At 35.6% G+C, this 18,496-nt stretch carries 20 protein-coding genes, 1 tRNA gene and 1 riboswitch; of the genes, 16 read left to right on the top strand and 5 right to left on the bottom strand.

Annotated elements, in window-relative coordinates:
* Positions 1-342 precede the first annotated feature (342 nt).
* Positions 343-416: transfer RNA gene (locus tag ACIQ2X_RS05370), tRNA-Ala, on the bottom strand.
* A 186-nt stretch (positions 417-602) separates the two neighbouring features.
* Here ACIQ2X_RS05370 and ACIQ2X_RS05365 point away from each other — a divergent pair.
* The 6 genes from ACIQ2X_RS05365 to ACIQ2X_RS05340 all read left to right on the top strand — a co-directional run bounded on the left by ACIQ2X_RS05365 (position 603) and on the right by ACIQ2X_RS05340 (position 6,325).
* Complete coding sequence (locus ACIQ2X_RS05365) at positions 603-1,355, top strand: enoyl-CoA hydratase/isomerase family protein (RefSeq protein ID WP_396177889.1); 753 nt, start codon at positions 603-605, stop codon at positions 1,353-1,355.
* Positions 1,356-1,447: 92 nt separating this feature from the next.
* Positions 1,448-2,080, top strand: a complete 633-nt coding sequence (locus ACIQ2X_RS05360; protein ID WP_396177888.1) for a 4'-phosphopantetheinyl transferase family protein — start codon at positions 1,448-1,450, stop codon at positions 2,078-2,080.
* Between the two features lie 34 nt (positions 2,081-2,114).
* Positions 2,115-2,855 carry a geranylgeranylglyceryl/heptaprenylglyceryl phosphate synthase gene (locus tag ACIQ2X_RS05355; RefSeq protein WP_396177887.1) on the top strand — a complete coding sequence of 247 codons (741 nt, stop codon included), beginning with the start codon at positions 2,115-2,117 and terminating at the stop codon, positions 2,853-2,855.
* A complete protein-coding gene (pnuC, locus tag ACIQ2X_RS05350; RefSeq protein WP_396177885.1) occupies positions 2,848-3,486 on the top strand; it encodes a nicotinamide riboside transporter PnuC in 639 nt (212 codons plus the stop codon). Before ACIQ2X_RS05355 ends, pnuC begins: the two co-directional genes overlap by 8 nt.
* Positions 3,479-3,880, top strand: coding sequence for an alternative ribosome rescue aminoacyl-tRNA hydrolase ArfB (gene arfB, locus ACIQ2X_RS05345; protein WP_396177884.1), 402 nt, complete (start codon positions 3,479-3,481; stop codon positions 3,878-3,880). Before pnuC ends, arfB begins: the two co-directional genes overlap by 8 nt.
* A gap of 60 nt (positions 3,881-3,940) precedes the next feature.
* Positions 3,941-4,031: riboswitch (TPP riboswitch) on the top strand.
* Positions 4,032-4,117: 86 nt separating this feature from the next.
* Positions 4,118-6,325 (top strand): TonB-dependent receptor, encoded by a 2,208-nt coding sequence (locus ACIQ2X_RS05340; RefSeq protein WP_396177883.1) that lies wholly within the window; start codon positions 4,118-4,120, stop codon positions 6,323-6,325.
* A gap of 107 nt (positions 6,326-6,432) precedes the next feature.
* Here the strand turns inward: ACIQ2X_RS05340 and ACIQ2X_RS05335 are convergent, their stop codons facing one another.
* On the bottom strand, positions 6,433-6,867 hold the full coding sequence (locus ACIQ2X_RS05335; RefSeq protein ID WP_396177881.1) for a hypothetical protein: 435 nt from the start codon (positions 6,865-6,867) through the stop codon (positions 6,433-6,435).
* A 162-nt stretch (positions 6,868-7,029) separates the two neighbouring features.
* Between ACIQ2X_RS05335 and greA the strand changes: the two genes are divergently transcribed.
* The 3 genes from greA to ACIQ2X_RS05320 all read left to right on the top strand — a co-directional run bounded on the left by greA (position 7,030) and on the right by ACIQ2X_RS05320 (position 8,393).
* Positions 7,030-7,506, top strand: coding sequence for a transcription elongation factor GreA (gene greA, locus ACIQ2X_RS05330; protein WP_396177879.1), 477 nt, complete (start codon positions 7,030-7,032; stop codon positions 7,504-7,506).
* Between the two features lie 16 nt (positions 7,507-7,522).
* Complete coding sequence (locus tag ACIQ2X_RS05325) at positions 7,523-7,912, top strand: HIT family protein (protein WP_396177878.1); 390 nt, start codon at positions 7,523-7,525, stop codon at positions 7,910-7,912.
* A 61-nt stretch (positions 7,913-7,973) separates the two neighbouring features.
* Positions 7,974-8,393, top strand: a complete 420-nt coding sequence (locus ACIQ2X_RS05320; RefSeq protein WP_396177876.1) for a lipocalin family protein — start codon at positions 7,974-7,976, stop codon at positions 8,391-8,393.
* A 32-nt stretch (positions 8,394-8,425) separates the two neighbouring features.
* On the opposite strand, the gene ACIQ2X_RS05315 is transcribed toward ACIQ2X_RS05320, so the two are convergent.
* On the bottom strand, positions 8,426-9,568 hold the full coding sequence (locus ACIQ2X_RS05315; protein ID WP_396177874.1) for a sensor histidine kinase: 1,143 nt from the start codon (positions 9,566-9,568) through the stop codon (positions 8,426-8,428).
* Between the two features lie 209 nt (positions 9,569-9,777).
* Here ACIQ2X_RS05315 and ACIQ2X_RS05310 point away from each other — a divergent pair, with 209 nt between their 5' ends.
* The 4 genes from ACIQ2X_RS05310 (at position 9,778) to aat (ending at position 14,067) form a co-directional block, all read left to right on the top strand.
* Positions 9,778-10,656: a flavin reductase family protein gene (locus ACIQ2X_RS05310; RefSeq protein WP_396177873.1), complete on the top strand. Its 879-nt coding sequence runs from the start codon at positions 9,778-9,780 to the stop codon at positions 10,654-10,656.
* Positions 10,657-10,693: 37 nt separating this feature from the next.
* Entirely contained in the window at positions 10,694-11,074 is a 381-nt protein-coding gene (locus tag ACIQ2X_RS05305) for a DUF3127 domain-containing protein (protein ID WP_396177872.1), read from the top strand.
* A gap of 521 nt (positions 11,075-11,595) precedes the next feature.
* Entirely contained in the window at positions 11,596-13,266 is a 1,671-nt protein-coding gene (gene asnB, locus ACIQ2X_RS05300) for an asparagine synthase B (RefSeq protein ID WP_396177871.1), read from the top strand.
* A 162-nt stretch (positions 13,267-13,428) separates the two neighbouring features.
* Positions 13,429-14,067, top strand: a complete 639-nt coding sequence (gene aat, locus ACIQ2X_RS05295) for a leucyl/phenylalanyl-tRNA--protein transferase (RefSeq protein WP_396177870.1) — start codon at positions 13,429-13,431, stop codon at positions 14,065-14,067.
* Between the two features lie 265 nt (positions 14,068-14,332).
* Here aat and ACIQ2X_RS05290 read toward each other — a convergent pair whose 3' ends face one another.
* Positions 14,333-14,899: a DNA-3-methyladenine glycosylase I gene (locus ACIQ2X_RS05290; protein ID WP_396177869.1), complete on the bottom strand. Its 567-nt coding sequence runs from the start codon at positions 14,897-14,899 to the stop codon at positions 14,333-14,335.
* On the bottom strand, positions 14,896-15,546 hold the full coding sequence (locus tag ACIQ2X_RS05285) for a queuosine precursor transporter (protein ID WP_396177868.1): 651 nt from the start codon (positions 15,544-15,546) through the stop codon (positions 14,896-14,898). The genes ACIQ2X_RS05290 and ACIQ2X_RS05285 overlap by 4 nt, the downstream gene beginning before the upstream one ends.
* A gap of 416 nt (positions 15,547-15,962) precedes the next feature.
* Between ACIQ2X_RS05285 and ACIQ2X_RS05280 the strand changes: the two genes are divergently transcribed.
* The 3 genes from ACIQ2X_RS05280 to ACIQ2X_RS05270 form a co-directional block, all read left to right on the top strand.
* On the top strand, positions 15,963-16,160 hold the full coding sequence (locus tag ACIQ2X_RS05280; RefSeq protein WP_396177867.1) for a hypothetical protein: 198 nt from the start codon (positions 15,963-15,965) through the stop codon (positions 16,158-16,160).
* A 65-nt stretch (positions 16,161-16,225) separates the two neighbouring features.
* Positions 16,226-17,026 (top strand): GLPGLI family protein, encoded by an 801-nt coding sequence (locus ACIQ2X_RS05275; protein ID WP_396177866.1) that lies wholly within the window; start codon positions 16,226-16,228, stop codon positions 17,024-17,026.
* A partial coding sequence (locus ACIQ2X_RS05270; protein ID WP_396177865.1) for a carboxypeptidase-like regulatory domain-containing protein occupies positions 17,019-18,496 on the top strand: 1,478 nt, incomplete at its 3' end. The genes ACIQ2X_RS05275 and ACIQ2X_RS05270, both read left to right, overlap by 8 nt.

The raw sequence follows: 18,496 nt of genomic DNA, 5'->3' as shown, positions 1-18,496 counted from the left end.
TATCAATTAATAACAGACCTATTAGAAAATTCAATTATCTTAGTCCAATTGAAACTCTAAATAATAAGTTTGTTGCACTTATGAATTGAACACAGCGAATACTTTATTTTGAAATGCTATGTAATAAATGCACGAAATGAAGCCGAAAAAACAAAAATAATTATTAAAGTAGTTTTTTTACTGGTGCAAACTTCAAAATATAAAAGTTCGTTGTTATCTATTCACGTGTGTAAAAATTGATTAAAAAAGCAATTAAAAACCGTAGCAATACAAAAATCGTACAAATTACAAAAAAATAAAACCGTAATTATCTAAAAATTAGATTTTTACGGTTTTTTAATGTGGAGAAGATGGGGCTCGAACCCACGACCTCTTGACTGCCAGTCAAGCACTCTAGCCAACTGAGCTACATCCCCAATTCGAACGCAAATATAGTTTTTTTGCCCAATTAAAAAAATTGTTTTGCACTTTTGTTGGACTTTAAAAATCGCACCAATCAATCTAGTACCATCATCAATTAACAGGAAAATCAATCAGCAACAGCTAAATTTCAGGTAATTTACCTAATTTTACAAGAAATTAATGTTCTAAAAACAACACCAATGTACGGTTCTTTATATACCAATACTCAAAATAAAATTGCCACAATCGAGTTCAGTCATCCGTCAAGTAACTCATTTCCAAGTGAATTGTTGCAGCGTTTAACCAATGAATTGCAAAAACTGTCGCAAGATAAGTCCGTCTCGGTAATCATTTTAAAAAGTGAAGGCGATAAAACATTTTGTGCGGGAGCCTCTTTCGACGAGCTACTCCAAATTGATGATTTGCAAAAGGGCGAAAAATTCTTTTCCGGATTTGCCAATGTCATCAACGCCATGCGAAAATGTCCCCAACTCATCATCGGTCGTATCCAAGGTAAAGCAGTAGGGGGTGGTGTAGGTCTGGCCGCTGCTTGCGATTATGCATTTGCCACCGAAGCTTCATCCATCAAACTCTCAGAGTTAACAATCGGCATCGGGCCATTTGTAATTGCACCCGCTGTTGAACGAAAAATAGGTACTGCCGCCTTAGCCGAACTTACCATTGGCGGACACGAATGGCAAAACGCCTATTGGGCCAAAGAAAAAGGGCTGTATGCAAAAGTGTATGAAACCATCAGCGAAATGGATAAAGAGGTCGATTTTCTGGCTCAAAAATTGGCGAGTTACAATCCCGAAGCTTTGGCCGAAATGAAAACCGTTTTGTGGGAAAATACCGCACACTGGGACGAATTGCTGCACGAAAGAGCCGCCATTTCTGGTAAATTGGTCTTATCCGAATTTACAAAAAACGCGTTGTCACAATTTAAAAAATAAGTTTTTTCAGGAGCTGATCCGGCTGTCCACTGTATCCCCGATGAAAAATCGGGGGATGCCGTTTCCATCCGGGCTAAAAATTCACGAAACACATGCCATTATATAAAAAATTCACCATCGGTACTGCATCACAAGTTCTTATTTGGCAAATCACTGAATCCTTCGAAGATCTCTTTGACGAAGTTTACATGAAAGACGTTAGTTTAATTCGCCTTAATAATATGAAAGCCTTGTCACATCAAAAAGGTTTTCTTTCGATTCGAAAATTACTGCAAGAATTGAACTACACCGACGAAGATTTGTTTTATGACGAAACAGGAAAGCCCAATTTACGGGACGGCAAACACATTTCCATCACCCATTCTTTTGAATTTTCGGCCATAATTGTGAGCGATACAATTGCCGGAATTGACCTCGAAATGCAACGGGAAAAAATAATTACCATCGCCGAAAAATTTATGGATACCGAATTTGGCTTTCTGCCCAAAGAAAAAGAACAAGACTTTATCCAAAAAAGCACCGTAATTTGGGGCGTTAAAGAAGCCATTTTTAAAATTGAAAACCAAGTAGGAATCAGTTTTAAAGACCATATCTCGGTTTTACCTTTCGAAATGTCCGAAGGAAAAACAAGTGCCATACTCACTTTTGAAAATATGGTGAAAGAATTTTCGGTACAATTTGAAATCGTCGAAAACTATATCATTGTTATTGCTTTTGAGAAGTAAAATTTAAAAAATAAAAACGTTAGTTTTGCTTTAAATGGAAACAATCACAAACACAATTTATGCTGAAATTCGAAGTGCTTTTCAAAACAAAATACGTTTGTTAGCGGTTTTAATTGATCCCGATAAAGTTGATTTTGAAAACATCGAATCTCTGATTGCGAAAATAAATCAATCTCCAGCTACCCATATTTTCATTGGCGGAAGCCTTGTTTTTTCGGTTTTAATCGAAAAAATGATTTCGAAAATTAAAACTTTTACGCAATTACCCATTGTTCTTTTTCCCGGTCATCCTTCCCAAATTGCCGATAATGCTGATGGTATTTTATTCCTCAGCTTGCTTTCTGGACGAAATTCCGATTACTTGATCGAACACCACGTTCAAGCGGCACCGGTACTCAAAAAATCAAATCTGGAAGTGATTCCCACCGCTTATTTGCTGATTGAAAGCGGCGGAATTACAGCAGTTGAGGAAGTGAGTAAAACCAAACCCATTTTGCGAAAGCATATAGAAAAAGCGGTTGCCACTGCTCAAGCAGGCGAGCTTATGGGTAACAAATTGATTTATTTGGAAGCGGGAAGTGGTGCTTTGTATTCTGTTCCAACTGAAATGATTGAAGCGGTTTCAAAAGCGGTTGAGATCCCTGTAATTGTGGGCGGCGGCATTCGAACCAAGGAAGGAATTGAAAGTGCGTATAGTGGTGGAGCAACTATGGTAGTTATCGGAACCGCTTTTGAAAACGACAGTGAATTTTTTAATCAAATTTTAAATGATTGATTTTTTTTTAAAACCGTATCAGGACAAAATTCTCTTTGATATCATCATCGAAATCATCGTCTTTTTCTTTGGAATCATCAGCGTCATTTATGCCAAGAAAGAGAATATTTTGGTCTATCCAACGGGTTTGGTTGCCACGATTTTATCCACTTATTTGCTCTATAAAGCAGGCTATTTTGCTGATATGACAATAAATGTGTATTTCTCGATTATGAGTATTATCGGTTGGTTCAACTGGGCAAAAACAAAAGATGAGATCCCTGTTTATCAAATCAGTCGAACCAATACAAGGCAAAAAATAATTGGTTTTATTTTGTTTTTAGTAACGGTAGTTGTGATGTACGGCGTGTACCAACTTTTCGACCGACCCATTTTAGAAGAAAATTATATCGACATCTTTACATCGGGACTATTTTTTACAGGAATGTGGTTCATGGCGATTAAAAAAATCGAGAATTGGACGCTGTGGATCATCGCCGATTTGATTTCGATACCACTTTATGGCTACAGAGGCTTGGGGATTTTGTCGTTGCAATTTCTTATTTTTACCGTTCTTGCCGTGATGGCTTACGTCGAATGGAAAAAAATTATTAACGATAAAAAACAGAATTTGGAGGTGCATAATGGATAAAGAACAGCTTTTATCAGAATTGAATTTTAAAGCCGTGCGAAGTAGCGGTGCTGGTGGACAAAACGTAAACAAAGTTTCCTCGAAAGTCGTTTTAAATTTTGATGTAGAAAATTCAAGTGGTTTATCAGAAGAAGAAAAAGCACTTGTTCTTTCAAAACTTTCTACTCGATTGACCAAAGAAAATATCTTGATTTTAAATTGCGACGAAGACCGAAGCCAGTTTAAAAACAAAGCCATTGTCACCAAACGCTTTTTTGATTTGATCACCCGAAGTTTGCACATCGAAAAAGTACGGAAAGCCACAAAAATTCCAAAATCCGTTATCCGTAAAAGATTGAAGGATAAAAAAACAAACGCTGAAGTAAAAAAGAATCGACGAAGACCGGAGTTTTAGAGGTTCAATTTTTTTTTGAATTGTTTCTTGTTTTTTAAAATAAGTTTTGCCTACTTTTGTCCCGTCTCAAAGGGGTGCTGTTATGGCTGAGATTATACCCATGGAACCTAGAACAGGTAATGCTGTTTAGGGAAAAGACAAAAGCGATTGTGCACGATTGTTTTTTGTCGAGAAAAATCCAATACTATTTTATTAACAATTGAATAATTGCCCCTTTTATTCGTAATTTTTTTACGAATGAAAACTTTATTATTTGCAGGTTTACACAAGCCTTTTACACAAAAGCGATTGTTTCTTTACAGTTTATCGCTATTTTCTTTTTGCGGTTATGCACAAAATGTACCTCAAGATTCGACAAAAGTCAATCCCTTAGATGAGGTAATGGTCAAGGCTGTTCGGGCCAACGACAAGACACCTATGAGTTTTAGTAATGTTTCCAAGGAAGAATTAAAGCAGCGAAATCTAGGACAAGACATTCCTATTTTGCTCAACTTTTTGCCTTCTGTGGTTATCACTTCTGATGCTGGAAATGGTTTTGGATACACCGGAATTCGCGTTCGTGGTAGCGATGCAAGTCGTGTGAATGTTACGATAAACGGAATTCCGTACAACGATTCGGAAAGCCAAGGGACTTTTTGGGTCAATATGCCCGATTTTGTTTCCTCGGTAGAAAATGTGCAACTCCAACGCGGTGTGGGAACTTCCACCAATGGAGCGGGTGCATTTGGCGCAAGCTTAAACTTGCTAACTGATGCCGTAAACCAAGAATCTTCGGGTGAGATTTCCAATTCCTTCGGAAGTTTTAATTCACGAAAGCATACGGTGAAATTTAGTTCCGGATTGATGAACAATCATTTCGAAATTGCGGGACGACTTTCGAATATTGCCTCCGACGGTTTCATCGATCGAGCGGCTTCCGATTTAAAGTCGTATTTTTTACAAGGTACTTATCTGAAAAATAATACCTTAATCAAAGCCTTGGTATTTGGTGGAACCGAAAAAACCTATCAATCTTGGAACGGACTGGAAGATTTGAAAAAGCTTGCCAACGACCGAACATACAACGTATCAGGAGAATATATTGATAACAATGGTCAGTTGCGGTTTTACGATAATGAAACCGATAATTACAAACAAGACCACTATCAACTGCATTGGAACCAACGTTGGAGTGACGTTTGGAGTACTAATTTTGCTTTGCATTATACCAAAGGAGAAGGATTTTTTGAGAATTACCGTCAAGGCGAGGAGCTTTCGGATTACGGAATTGAGCCACAAAATATCGATGGAGAACTGGTGGAAGAATCGGATTTAATTCGAAGAAAATGGCTCGACAATGATTTTTACGGGGCCACTTTTTCTGTAAACTACAAGAAAGATAAAGTCGATTTTATCGCTGGTGGAGGTTACAACCGCTACGAAGGAAAGCATTTTGGAAATGTATTATGGACGCGAAGTGTGGTTTTGCCCGAATACAATTTTAAGTATTATGATGATTTTTCGACCAAAAACGATTTGAATGTTTTTGCAAAATTGAATTATGATTTAACAGAAAAATGGAATCTTTTTGGAGATCTTCAATACCGAAATGTAATATATACGGCAAATGGTGAAGAAACAGGTATAGTAAACGACGCTTTTCATTTTTTCAATCCAAAAGCAGGAGTTACTTTTACAGCAAACGAGAAAAATAACTTTTACTTTTCGTATGCAAGAGCCAATCGCGAACCCAACCGAAACGATTACGAAAGCGGAAATCCTAAACCAGAAAAATTGGATAACTTTGAGTTGGGCTGGAGGTACAATTCGGCAAGAGCTAAAGTAAACATCAACGGTTATTTAATGAACTACCAAGACCAACTCGTTTTGACTGGACAATTAAACGATGTTGGAGCACCTTTAAGAACCAATAGTGGAAAAAGTTACCGCTTGGGAATTGAAATAGATGCAGCTATAGTTCCATTAAAAAACTGGATTTTGCGTCCCAACATGACCATTAGCACCAACAAAAATAAAGATTTTGTATTTGAAAGAGATGGTGTTTTACAGAATTTAGGCAATACGGATATCGCTTTCTCTCCCCGTTTAATTGCCGCAAATGGCTTGACGTTTGCGGGTGTTAAAAATATGCAAATTACGTTTTTAACCAAATACGTAGGCAAACAATACATGGGAAACATCGATTCTCAACGTTCAAAATTGGATGCTTATGCAGTAAATGATTTCAATATTTCGTATGAATTCAAACCCAAATCGGTGTTTAAATCGATTCTCCTCAATGGTTTAGTCAATAATATTTTCGATCACAAGTACGAAAGTAACGGCTATTTTTACACCTACGACGACGATTTTTCTAGTCCGGGGAGTATCACCACTATTGAAGGAGCTGGTTATTATCCGCAAGCTGGAATCAACTTTTTAGTGGGTTTGACTTTGTTATTTTAAAAAATCAATATCAATGGCAAAAACAAATTCAAAAAGCTACGTTTTTTATCTAAATTAAATTTTACCTCCTTTTTGAAAGCCCCTCCTTTGGAGGGGTTGGGGAGGTCTTAATTCGATACCCGAATCAGATTCTTACCCAGAATATCGACCCGATACGGTTTCATCGTATATTCTCCTTGGTTGTTCATTCCTACGCCGTTGAACAAACTGTATTCGATATCGTCACACGGACATTTGGCATTCAAGCCATTGATTACCATTCGGGAGCATGCACTTGGATATTGATTGGGACAGTTGGCTTCCCAAGCACGGTAATCGGTGTCGGAAATTTTCATCACAATTATGCCGTTAGCCCCCACATTTTCGTTGGTAATGCGGATGGGATTTATAGATGAAAGCAAACCGCTGTACAAAGGTAAATTAGCATCAATCGTAATCGAAAAATTATAATTGGGAATAAACGGATTTTGGTACCGTACAGTATCGGATGAACAACTGAAAAAGAGTACCACTAAAGCGATAACAGCAAATAATTTACGCATGAGAAAAATTTTCTTAATTAATCAACGAAACAAATTTAATTTAATTAACTTTGACATATATATGATTTAGCATATTATTATAGACTAAAATAAAAAAAGTATCTTTGTGAAAAGAAATCCCGTTCCGATGGGATTTTTTCTATTTATATAAATAATGAAATTATGAGTAACATATCTTACTATACAGCGGAAGGTTTTAAAAAATTAAAAGAAGAATTAGATCATTTAAAAAACGTAATGCGTCCTAAAGCATCAGCGGATATTGCAGAAGCACGCGATAAAGGGGATTTGTCTGAAAACGCCGAATACGATGCTGCAAAAGAAGCACAAGGCATGCTGGAAATGCGTATTGCCAAATTAGAGGAAGTGTACTCTAATGCCCGATTGATTGACGAATCGCAATTGGATACGTCTAAAGTTTTGGTTTTGTCGCACGTAAAAATCAAGAACCAAACCAACGGAATGGAGTTGTCTTATACACTCGTTGCCGAAAGCGAAGCGGATTTAAAAACAGGAAAAATATCGGTAACTTCTCCAATCGGAAAAGGTTTGCTAGGTAAATCCGTAGGAGAAATTGCTGAAATTACGGTTCCCAACGGAATTTTGAAATTTGAAATTTTGGAAATCACGCGCGACTAATTTTAAATTTTAGAAGATGAGTTCAGTTTTTACTAAAATAATCAACGGCGAAATTCCGGCTTACAAAATTGCGGAAAACGATAGATTCTTGGCTTTTTTGGATGTAAATCCCAATGCGAAAGGTCATACTTTGTGCATTCCAAAGCAAGAAATCAATAAAATTTTTGACTTGAACGAAGATTTGTACCTTGACTTGATGCAGTTTTCACGTAAAATAGCCATCGCTTTAGAAAAGGCAATTGATTGCAAACGCGTAGGAATGGCGGTAATAGGTCTTGAAGTGCCGCATTGCCACGTTCATTTAATTCCGTTGAATGAAATGGACGAAATGCGTTTTGAAAAGAAAGTGAAATTAGAGAAAGTAGATTTTGAAAATATTGTGAAAGAAATTCAGCAATACCTATAAGTAAGTATTTTTTGCTTAAATTTTTTTATTAACATTGTCGAAATTTAAAAAACACATTCCAATGAAAAAATTTTTAACTTTAGCTTTAGGCTTGGTTTTATTCGCTTCTTGTTCAGGCGATGACAATGATAACGTTATTGATGCAACCAAATTGACCAACAAGAAATGGTACTTTGCTAGCTACAAAGTTGCGGGACAAACAGTTCCTTACGAAAACCAAGATGCTTCTTGCGGGAGGGATTATAACGAATTTTTGTCAACGGGAGTATTAATTGATGGCTATTTCAATAATTGCGAATTATTCACAAGTCAAGGTTCTTGGGCTTTGGATGGAGATAAAATTAGTGTTTCCATGGATGGCGAGATTGGTACTGCAACTATAAAAAGTCTTACAGCAACTTCTTTAGAATTAGAAACGGTAGGCGATTTTGATGACAATGGAACCGATGAAACAATAAGGGCGATTTTTACTTCAAATTAAGTATAAAAAAGAGAAACGAAAGTTTCTCTTTTTTATGTGATTTTAAAACTCATTTGAATACACGTCCCTTTGCCAATTTCAGAGGCTAGAACTTTGACATTTCCACTATGGTATTCTTCTACAATTCTTTTAGTAAGTGAAAGACCCAAACCCCATCCTCTTTTTTTAGTAGTAAATCCAGGTTCAAAAACACGGCTAAAATCCTTTTTTGGAATACCTTTTCCAGTATCGGAAACACGAATCCGAATGTATTTGTTGTCGTCGATAATTGCAACGGTCAAGTCGCCTTTTCCTTTCATAGCATCGATGGCGTTTTTGACCAGGTTTTCAATAGTCCAACTGTGTAATCCAGGATTTAAGCTCATTAATACGGGATAATCAGGGCCTGAAAACGAGAAATTCACTTGTTTAGAAAAGCGTGCTTTCAAATAAAACAGGGAATCTTCCGTTTCTTTGACAATATTCATACGTTCTAAAACGGGTTCCGAGCCTATTTTTGAAAACCGATCCGTAATGGTTTGTAAACGGGCAATATCTTTTTCAATCTCTGAAACGGTGGTTTCATCAACATTATCGGCTTTCATGATTTCCACCCAACCTATTAAAGAAGATAAAGGCGTTCCTATTTGATGAGCGGTTTCTTTTGCCATTCCCGCCCAAAGTTTATTTTGTGTCCCAATTTTGGTACTTCGATAAAAATTATAAACTATAATGCCAAACAGGACGATGATTAAAACCAAGGCTAGGGGATAATATTTCAATTTTGTCAATAACGAAGAATTTCCGTAATATAAATATTGAGCGGAATCTTCCATTATAATCGCCTCATTCTCCTTTTTAAATCGATTTAATAAATACTTTAATTGAGTAGGATTTTCACTAACAGCAGCCTCAATATTAGAGTTGTTGATGATTACATTTTGATGGTCTGTTAATATAAAAGGAATTGTTTTATTGCTACTTATTATGGATAATTCCAAGGCCAAATCGTCTGTGGTCAGGTCTGATTTATTTATTTTCTGTAAACTTTCGGCTAGAATCTCCATTTTTTGTCGCTCTTCGGATTTAAATACCTGAAAGAAATCGTAAGTATTCCAAAGAATTAAAGACACGATGACAAATGAAGCAACGATAATAACCCACCGTGTTTTATTAGTTTGTTCTGAAAATTGCATGTAAATTTTTTTTAAATGTAATAAAAATGGTTGAAAAAGACAGAACGAATCCTCCAGTTATTTTCGACACCAAATTACGTGAATTTATACAAATGAATCATTAATCAAAATTCTATTGGTACAAACTTTCATCATTCTAATTTTTATATTTTCACAATACCAAAAGATTGGTTCCAAAAAATTATCTTTGTCAAAAATTCAGCAAAACTATGATTAGTATTGAACCACATGAAATTTCAGCAGTACAATTGCAAGGTTATTTGCAAAGTTCTGTTGGACCACGTCCAATAGCTTTAGCAAGCACTATAGATGCAGATGGAATTTCCAATTTGTCGCCATTTAGTTTTTTCAATGTTTTTAGTTCCAATCCGCCAATTTTGATTTTTTCTCCTGCACGAAGAGTGCGAAATAACACGGTAAAACATACGTTGCTGAATGTTGAAGCAACGCACGAAGTGGTGATAAGTGTGGTGAATTATGATATTGTACAGCAGGTTTCACTGGCAAGCACGGAGTATGGTGATGGTGTCAATGAGTTTGTCAAATCGGGATTGACAATGTTAGCTTCGGATTTGGTGAAGCCGTTTCGAGTACAGGAATCGCCGGTGCAGTTTGAATGCAAGGTGAACGAAATTATCAGTTTAGGAACTGAAGGTGGAGCAGGAAATTTGGTAATTTGTGAGGTGATTAAATTGCATATTAGCGAAGATGTTTTGGACAAAAACGGTGCAATTGACCAATATAAAATTGATCTCGTGTCGCGGATGGGTGGCAACTGGTATTCTCGAGCCAATAAAGGCTTGTTCGAAGTGCCTAAACCCTTGACTACGTTGGGAATTGGGGTGGATAAAATTCCAGAGTTTATTAGGAAAAGTCCGGTTTTTTCTGGAAATGATTTAGGCATGTTGGGAAATGTAGAATCTTTGCCCACGAAAGAAGAAATTAATATATTTGTAGAAAATAGTTTTGAAGCAAAAGCCGTTTTAAGTTCAGATGATGAAGAAAACGTGCACATGAAAGCAAAAGAATTTTTGAATGAGGAACAAGTGGAACACGCTTGGAAATTATTGTTAGCCAAAAGAGTATAAATAGGTTTGCTGATTCAAGCCACAAAAAAGTAAAAAAATGGAAGTTACAGGAAGAGTGAAAATGGTAGAACAAACCAAAGAAGTGGGGAGTTCGGGTTTTAGAAAAAGAGATATCGTAGTAACTACGGATGAGCAATATCCACAACATATTTCGGTTCAATTTGTACAAGACAAATGCGATTTATTGGATGCGTACAAAGTGGGCGATAACGTAAAAGTGGATATTAATTTGAGAGGTAGAGAATGGACCAATCCGCAAGGGGAAGTGGTTTATTTTAATACTATTCAAGGATGGAGAATTGCAAAATTACAGACTGAGGCTCCTGCTCAAGGAACTGTGCCGCCAATGCCTCCTGCAGCTGCATTCGCTCCTGCAGATAATTTTAAAGAAGAAGATCACGACGATTTACCGTTTTAAGCTTTCCCTTCCTGAAGCGTCGGGACCTCTAAAGTAGTGGGCTCAGAAGTGTAAAATTTACACCTGTAATTTAGAGCGAACAACTACTTTTAATTTACAACGGTAAAGTGGAAGCAGAACGTTTGAAGTTGGCAGATGTGAAATTCTCAAACGCTAAACTGTATATTCCCAACCTACCACTCTAAAATAAATACGCCAATCCGAACATGTAACAAAGGTTATATGTTCGGATTGGTGTTTTTTTGTTAGTTGCTTCTCAATTGATGACACGCTTTGTCCTCAAATATATGTATACTTTGTTTTATTTTTAGCAATCAAATAATCTTTTTTTTGCTTGATTCATATAAATTGGACCTACTGGACTTTTTTTTGAATAAATTACAATCAATTAGTTATTTTTGATTCCAATGTTTTCTTGAAACGCTGTTCTGGCGCATTTTCTACAGAACATTGATGTCAGTTTTTGATTCCACATTGCGAATCAACCTTATTTTTTTTATCCATTAAATCCCTTTTTCAATATGTGTGGAATTGTATGTGCCTTCGACCTCAAGCAAAAAACCGAAATTTTAAGACCACAAGTTTTAGAAATGGCAAAAATTATACGGCATCGTGGGCCAGATTGGAGCGGTATTTTTAGTAATGACAAAGCGGTTTTAGCGCACGAACGTTTGGCAATTGTAGATCCAGCTTCGGGTAAACAGCCTTTGTTTTCTAAAGATAAAAGTTTGGTTTTGGCTGCCAATGGCGAGATTTACAACCATCGCGAATTGCGCAATCAATTTAAAGGAAAGTACGAGTTTCAAACCGAAAGCGATTGCGAAGTTATCTTGGCTTTATACCAAGAAAAAGGTCCTCATTTTATTGACGAAATGAACGGGATTTTCGGTTTTGCCCTTTACGATGTTGAAAATGACGATTATTTTATAGCCCGTGACCATATGGGAATCATTCCTTTATATATTGGCTGGGATCCGTACGGTACATTTTATGTAGCATCGGAATTAAAGGCTTTGGAAGGATATTGTACTAAAATTCAATTGTTTCCTCCAGGTCACTACATGTCGAGCAAAGACGGCGCGTTTGTGCAATGGTACAAACGTGAATGGACAACGTATGATGCTGTAAAGGATAATGCAACAAGTATCGAAGCCATAAAAACCGCTCTTGAAGCAGCGGTTAAAAGGCAGTTAATGAGCGATGTGCCTTATGGTGTTTTGCTTTCAGGCGGATTGGACTCTTCAATAACCTCGGCTGTAGCCAAGAAATTTGCGCAAAAACGGATCGAATCGGATGACCAATCGGATGCTTGGTATCCACAATTGCATTCCTTTGCAGTGGGTTTAGAAGGTTCGCCCGATTTAGTTGCTGCTCAAAAAGTGGCTTCCCATTTGGGAACCATTCACCACGAAATCAAATTTACGATTCAAGAAGGTTTAGATGCCATTCGCGATGTAATTTATAATATCGAAACCTATGATGTTACCACCATTCGAGCTTCGACACCGATGTATTTAATGGCGCGAGTCATCAAGTCGATGGGGATAAAAATGGTACTTTCTGGCGAAGGCTCGGACGAATTGTTTGGAGGGTATTTGTATTTTCATAAAGCACCCAATGCACGTGAATTTCACGAAGAAACAGTCCGAAAATTGAGCAAATTGCACATGTACGATTGCTTGCGGGCCAACAAAAGTCTAGCTGCTTGGGGAATAGAAGGTCGCGTCCCGTTTTTAGACAAAGAATTTATGGACGTAGCTATGCGGATTAATCCACAAGACAAAATGATAAACGGCGAACGTATGGAAAAGTGGATTTTGCGAAAAGCCTTTGAAGACATGTTGCCCGAAAGCGTGGCTTGGCGCCAAAAAGAGCAATTTAGCGATGGCGTTGGTTACAGCTGGATTGACACCTTGAAAGTAGTTGTGGGTAAAGAAGTTTCAGACGAGCAATTGGCGAATGCAAAATATAGGTTTCCGATTCAAACACCCACATCCAAAGAAGAATATTATTATCGTTCTATTTTTACCGAACATTTTCCGAGTGATGCTGCAGCTTTATCGGTACCGCAAGAAGCAAGTGTGGCCTGTAGCACTAAAATTGCATTAGAATGGGACGAAGCTTTTAAAAACCTAAATGATCCATCGGGTAGAGCTGTCGCAACTGTTCATTCGGATGCCTATAAAAAGTGAAACTGAAATCATTAGATACGACACGGATTGCATCAATTTTGACAAATTATAAACGTTTAATGGTCTATTGTGCTAACTCCCAATCGAACAACTTTTACACATTACTTGCTTACTAACCACTCCTAGTTCCCTTTGGGAGTTAGGGGCCTTTTTTACTTCTCAATGTACTTTCTGCTCAAAGAATTATTTTTTCCCGACGTTACCGAGGCGGATGCACACGGCATTTTAGCTGTGGGTGGCGATTTGTCTCCCGAGCGATTGATGTTGGCCTACAGGAGCGGGATTTTTCCTTGGTTTGACGATGACGAACCGATATTGTGGTGGTCGCCCCCCAAGCGTATGGTTTTGTTTCCAGAGGAATTGGTAGTTTCTAAAAGTATGCGAAGCATTTTGCGAAAAAATATTTTTACAGTAACTTTCAATAAAGATTTTCGAGCGGTAATTTCCAATTGCAGCACCATCAAACGCGACGGACAACGAGGAACTTGGATTACCGATGAAATGATTGAAGCGTATATAAAGTTGCATGAACTCGGTTTTGCCAAATCGGTTGAGGTTTGGCAAAACAACGAATTAGTCGGTGGACTGTACGGTATTGACATCGGTCACATTTTTTGTGGAGAAAGTATGTTTTCCAAAGTTTCTAATGCATCGAAAGTGGCTTTTATCACGTTGGTGCAAAATTTACAAATCAGAAAGTACACATTAATCGACTGCCAAGTGCACAACGACCACTTGGAAAGTTTGGGAGCCAGAGAAATTGAAAGGGCAGCATTTATAGAAATGCTTAGTACTGTATAGTCACAACTCTAGAAGCTAATTTTCTTTAACGATTTGTAATAAAAAGACGAGCTGATCAATACAAATCAATATACGTTTAAGCGAAATCAATATACGTTTAAGCGAAATCAATATACGTTTAAGCGAAATCAATATACGTTTAAGCGAAATCAATATACGTTTAAGCGAAATCAATAAACGTTCAAGCTAAATCAATAAAGGTTTAAGCGAAATCAATAAAGGTTCAAGCCAAATTAATTTACGTTTAAGCGAAATTCAGTATATCTTAAATATTTTTATTTTTTTTTGTCCAACAATCGGCTAGATGATCATTGACCATTCCTGTGGCTTGCATTTGTGCATAAACAATGGTTGAACCCACAAATTTAAATCCGCGTTTTTTCAAATCTTTACTTATGGCATCCGAAAGGGGAGTGGTGGCGGGAAGCTCTGCCATTGATTGCCAGTTATTGTCAATGGGTTTGCCGTCGACAAAGTCCCAAATGTATTTTGAAAAGGAACCAAATTCTTCTTGTATCTTAAGAAATGCTTGGGCATTGGCAACAGCCGATCGGATTTTAAGTTGGTTTCGGATAATTCCCGAATCCAACATTAATTCCTGAATTTTAGTTTCTGGATAAAGTGCGATTTTGTGGTAATCAAAGTGGTCAAATGCGGTTCGAAAGGTTTCCCGTCGTTTGAGAATCGTGTGCCAACTCAATCCTGCCTGAAAAGTTTCTAAGAGCAAAAATTCAAATAATTTGGCATCGTCGTAAACGGGTATACCCCATTCTTGGTCGTGGTATTGTCGGTACAAATCGTCTTTTTCGCACCAAGCACAGCGTGTTTTCATACGTCATTTTTTAGATACATCCGAATCCAGTAATGGCCTAAATAAATCAAGGGCGTCAATAAAATGGCGGTTCCCAATTTAAACGTGTAGCCCGTCAATGCCGAAGATACAAAAGTTTCGGTATTAATTTTACCCGGAAGCCAAAAAGCAATTCCCAATACAATAAACGAATCAAACAATTGAGAAACAACAGTAGAACCCGTGGCCCGAAGCCAAATCTTTTTGTTGCCCGTTCTTTTCTTGAAATAGGCAAATATCGTAACGTCAATGAGTTGCGAAACGAGAAAAGCCGCGATACTTCCTACGATTATCCACATACTTTGTCCGAAAACCGCTTGAAATTGTTCATCATTTACTGGAGAAATTCCTTTTGCTGCTGGAATTGCAATGGCTAAGAATAGAATTATAAAGGAGTAAATAATCAATGCAGCTGTGAGATAAGACAGTTTTTTGACGCCTTCTTTTCCGAAATAATCGTTGATTAAATCGGTAGTTAAAAAAACAATGGGCCACGGTAAAATCCCAATGCTCATTACAAACGGACCAATTTGGATGAGTTTTCCACCAATTAATTCGGCAGTAACCGCATTGGTGATAAATATCCCGGCTAGAATAACGAAGACTAAGTTTTTCCTGCTTTTAAACATAAATGTAAATATGAATGGCAAATTTACAATTAAAATTTATTTTTGTTTATTATTTTGAACAAAAAGTTAAACGAAAATTAGTGATAAACGCATGCTTAATAAAAATATAAGGATTTTGTTTACACAGATTCCGGATCAAGTGCGGAATAAAAAAATCCCGATCCATTGAAATGATGCACGTGTGATATTTTTTCCCAATTATAGCGTATTAAATTTCAGGAAGTGTTAACTTATTTATTAAATTGCGAAATTTTAAAAATATACAAATTTCGACTTTTATCTTATTTTTGTAAGTTTTTTTTAAAATTTTACATAAAAAATTTGGATAATTGTTTTCTTTTTTTTTGTTTTGATCTCGAACGTTCAAAACCGCTTGTTGAAGAGTTTAACAAGTTTAACGACAAAAATATTACAACATGAAAAAAGCATTTTTAATTTCTGCCATCACAATGATGACATTATCATCTTTATCGATTTATGCCGCAAAAAACTGGAAGCACAATTGTCCAGGAGGTGGTACAGTTTACTTCACTACTTCAGATGACACCACACGAAAGCAAGCCGCTGCGATGGGAAAAGCATGGTGCGATAATAGAAACACGTCAGTAGATTAATATATTGAATACAAGATGGCTAGTCGTCTTGTATTCTTTTTTTTTTAAAAATTTATAAAACTTATATGAAAAACAGTTACTTAGTTATTTTTTTCTATTTTACATTTTTAAATGTATTCTCTCAAAATGGAATAGTATTTTATGAGTTTACTGATGCAATAGGTGTTGGTGGTGGAAATGGGGAAATCTACAACGCCTACACAATGTTTACAAAAGATAAGTCCTATTATGTAGTTGGCAAAGATTCTTTAGAAAATGCAATTAGTAAATCGAAAGCAAAAGAATTCTACAACAATAAAGACGGCAGTTACAATACGATATCTTCAGGACTAATTTTAACAGCTCAAGGACAACAAGTTGTTTGTGATTACAAAACAAAAACATTGTTATGTAATGTTTTTGATGGAAAACATACCTATGTAAAAGAACCACTGCCTAACATTAAATGGAAAATTACAAAACAAAAGAAAAAAATTGGCAGTTTTGATTGTATCTTGGGGACTACTTATTTTCGGGGTAGAAAGTACTTCGCTTGGTACACTCCTGACGTTCCAGTATATTCAGGACCATGGAAGTTAAATGGTTTACCTGGTTTAATTCTAGAAGCATATGATGAGGGAGAATTTGTTAAGTGGAATTTCAAATCCTATAAATTTCCAGTTAATGTAAAGCAAAATTACACAATACGCAAAGACAAAAATTCAAAGAAAGCAATTAAATTTTTGAATTTAAATGATTTTAAACAATATTGTATCAACAAGATTGAAAGTGATTATGATCGTTTGATAGTTATAGCAAAAGAACATCCAGGAATGACTCCGGTTAAAGAACCTATTACATCCTATTATTTAGAGTCTTTTGAATAGAAAGCAAAAGTATAGTACAGTTCTGTTTTTCCTTTTTTGTTTCTTTGGTTTTTCACAAGAAATCACTTTAAAAGGTAAAATTTTAGACCTAGAAAACAGAGGTATTCATAATGCTTCTGTTTCTATCTTAGACGAATCAGATGATATCTTTGATTATAGTATTACCGCTGAAGATGGTAGTTATAATATCACATTTGAAAAACCAAAATCAAATGATATTAAGATTGAAATATCTTGTTTAGGTTATCAAAAAATTTCAAAAATAATCTCGCTTTTAAACCTTAATCAAGATTTTCAATTAGAGGAAAAAATTGAAGAATTAAAAGAAGTAGTTGTCGAATTTGAAAAAAAAATAAGAACAGCTCAAGATACCACTTTTATAAAAGTTGCTAGTTTTGGTAATAAAACTGAGCAAACAGTAGAGGATGTATTGAAGAAATTACCGGGTATCGAAGTTTTAAATGATGGAACAATCAAAGCGCATGGGAAAACCATCGATAAATTACTTATTGAAGGTGAAGACATGTTTGATAAAAATTATAAAGTACTATCAAAAAATCTTGATGCTAAATATCTAGATGAAGTACAAATTATAGATAATTTTGAAGACAACCTTGTTTTTAAAAAACTAAATAATTCAGACAAAGTAGCTATAAATCTCAAACTAAAAAAAGGATTAACCAATGTTTGGTTTGGTAATGTTATGTTAGGAAGTGGTATTGTTTCTGAAAATCGTTGGAATGAAAGTTTAAACTTAGGTTTATTAAAGAAGAAAATAAAATTTTTTTATTTTGGACAGTATAATAATCTCGGTGTAAAAGCAAGCGATTTAATTTCGGCAAATGTTAATCAAAGAGAATCATTTGGTAGTGATCGTTATGAGTACAAATCAAAATCGTTATACAATATTAATAATAGTGAAATTAATTTTTTTAGTAATTCCCAAACCATTTTTAATAATGCTTTTTTAAATTCATTAAGTTTTAATTCAAAGATTAAAAATAACCTTTCATTACGAGGTGTAATATTTCATGCAAATGATAATCAAAATCAAAATTCATCGTCCTTTACTAACTATAATTTAGAGAACAACCTAATTTCATTTACTGAAGAAAATTTTTACAATAATAAAAAAACGTTGGCATCAGCAGAATTGGAATTTAAGTACACACCAAACGAAAAAAGTTATATCTCAAATCTTACCATTTTTAAAAACAATCCAAATAACATTATAAACAATCTTTTATTTAATGAAGAACAAATTAATCAATCTTCAACAGTTGATAATTTTACATTTTATAATCATTTCAATTACACCCGTCAAATTTCCGAAAATATAATTTTAAATAATTATTTATACATTGGTAATGACAAAATGAATGAAAAATCCAACGTTCAATCGCCTTTTTTAAACGATTTTTTAAGCTTGAATTCTAATGAAATAATAATCCAAAATGCTAACAACAAAAT

The organism is Flavobacterium sp. (assembly GCF_044368625.1).
In the GTDB taxonomy this organism is placed as follows: domain Bacteria; phylum Bacteroidota; class Bacteroidia; order Flavobacteriales; family Flavobacteriaceae; genus Flavobacterium.
Note: the sequence above shows the minus strand (reverse complement) of the source record. Positions and strands in the feature narration are given on the sequence as shown.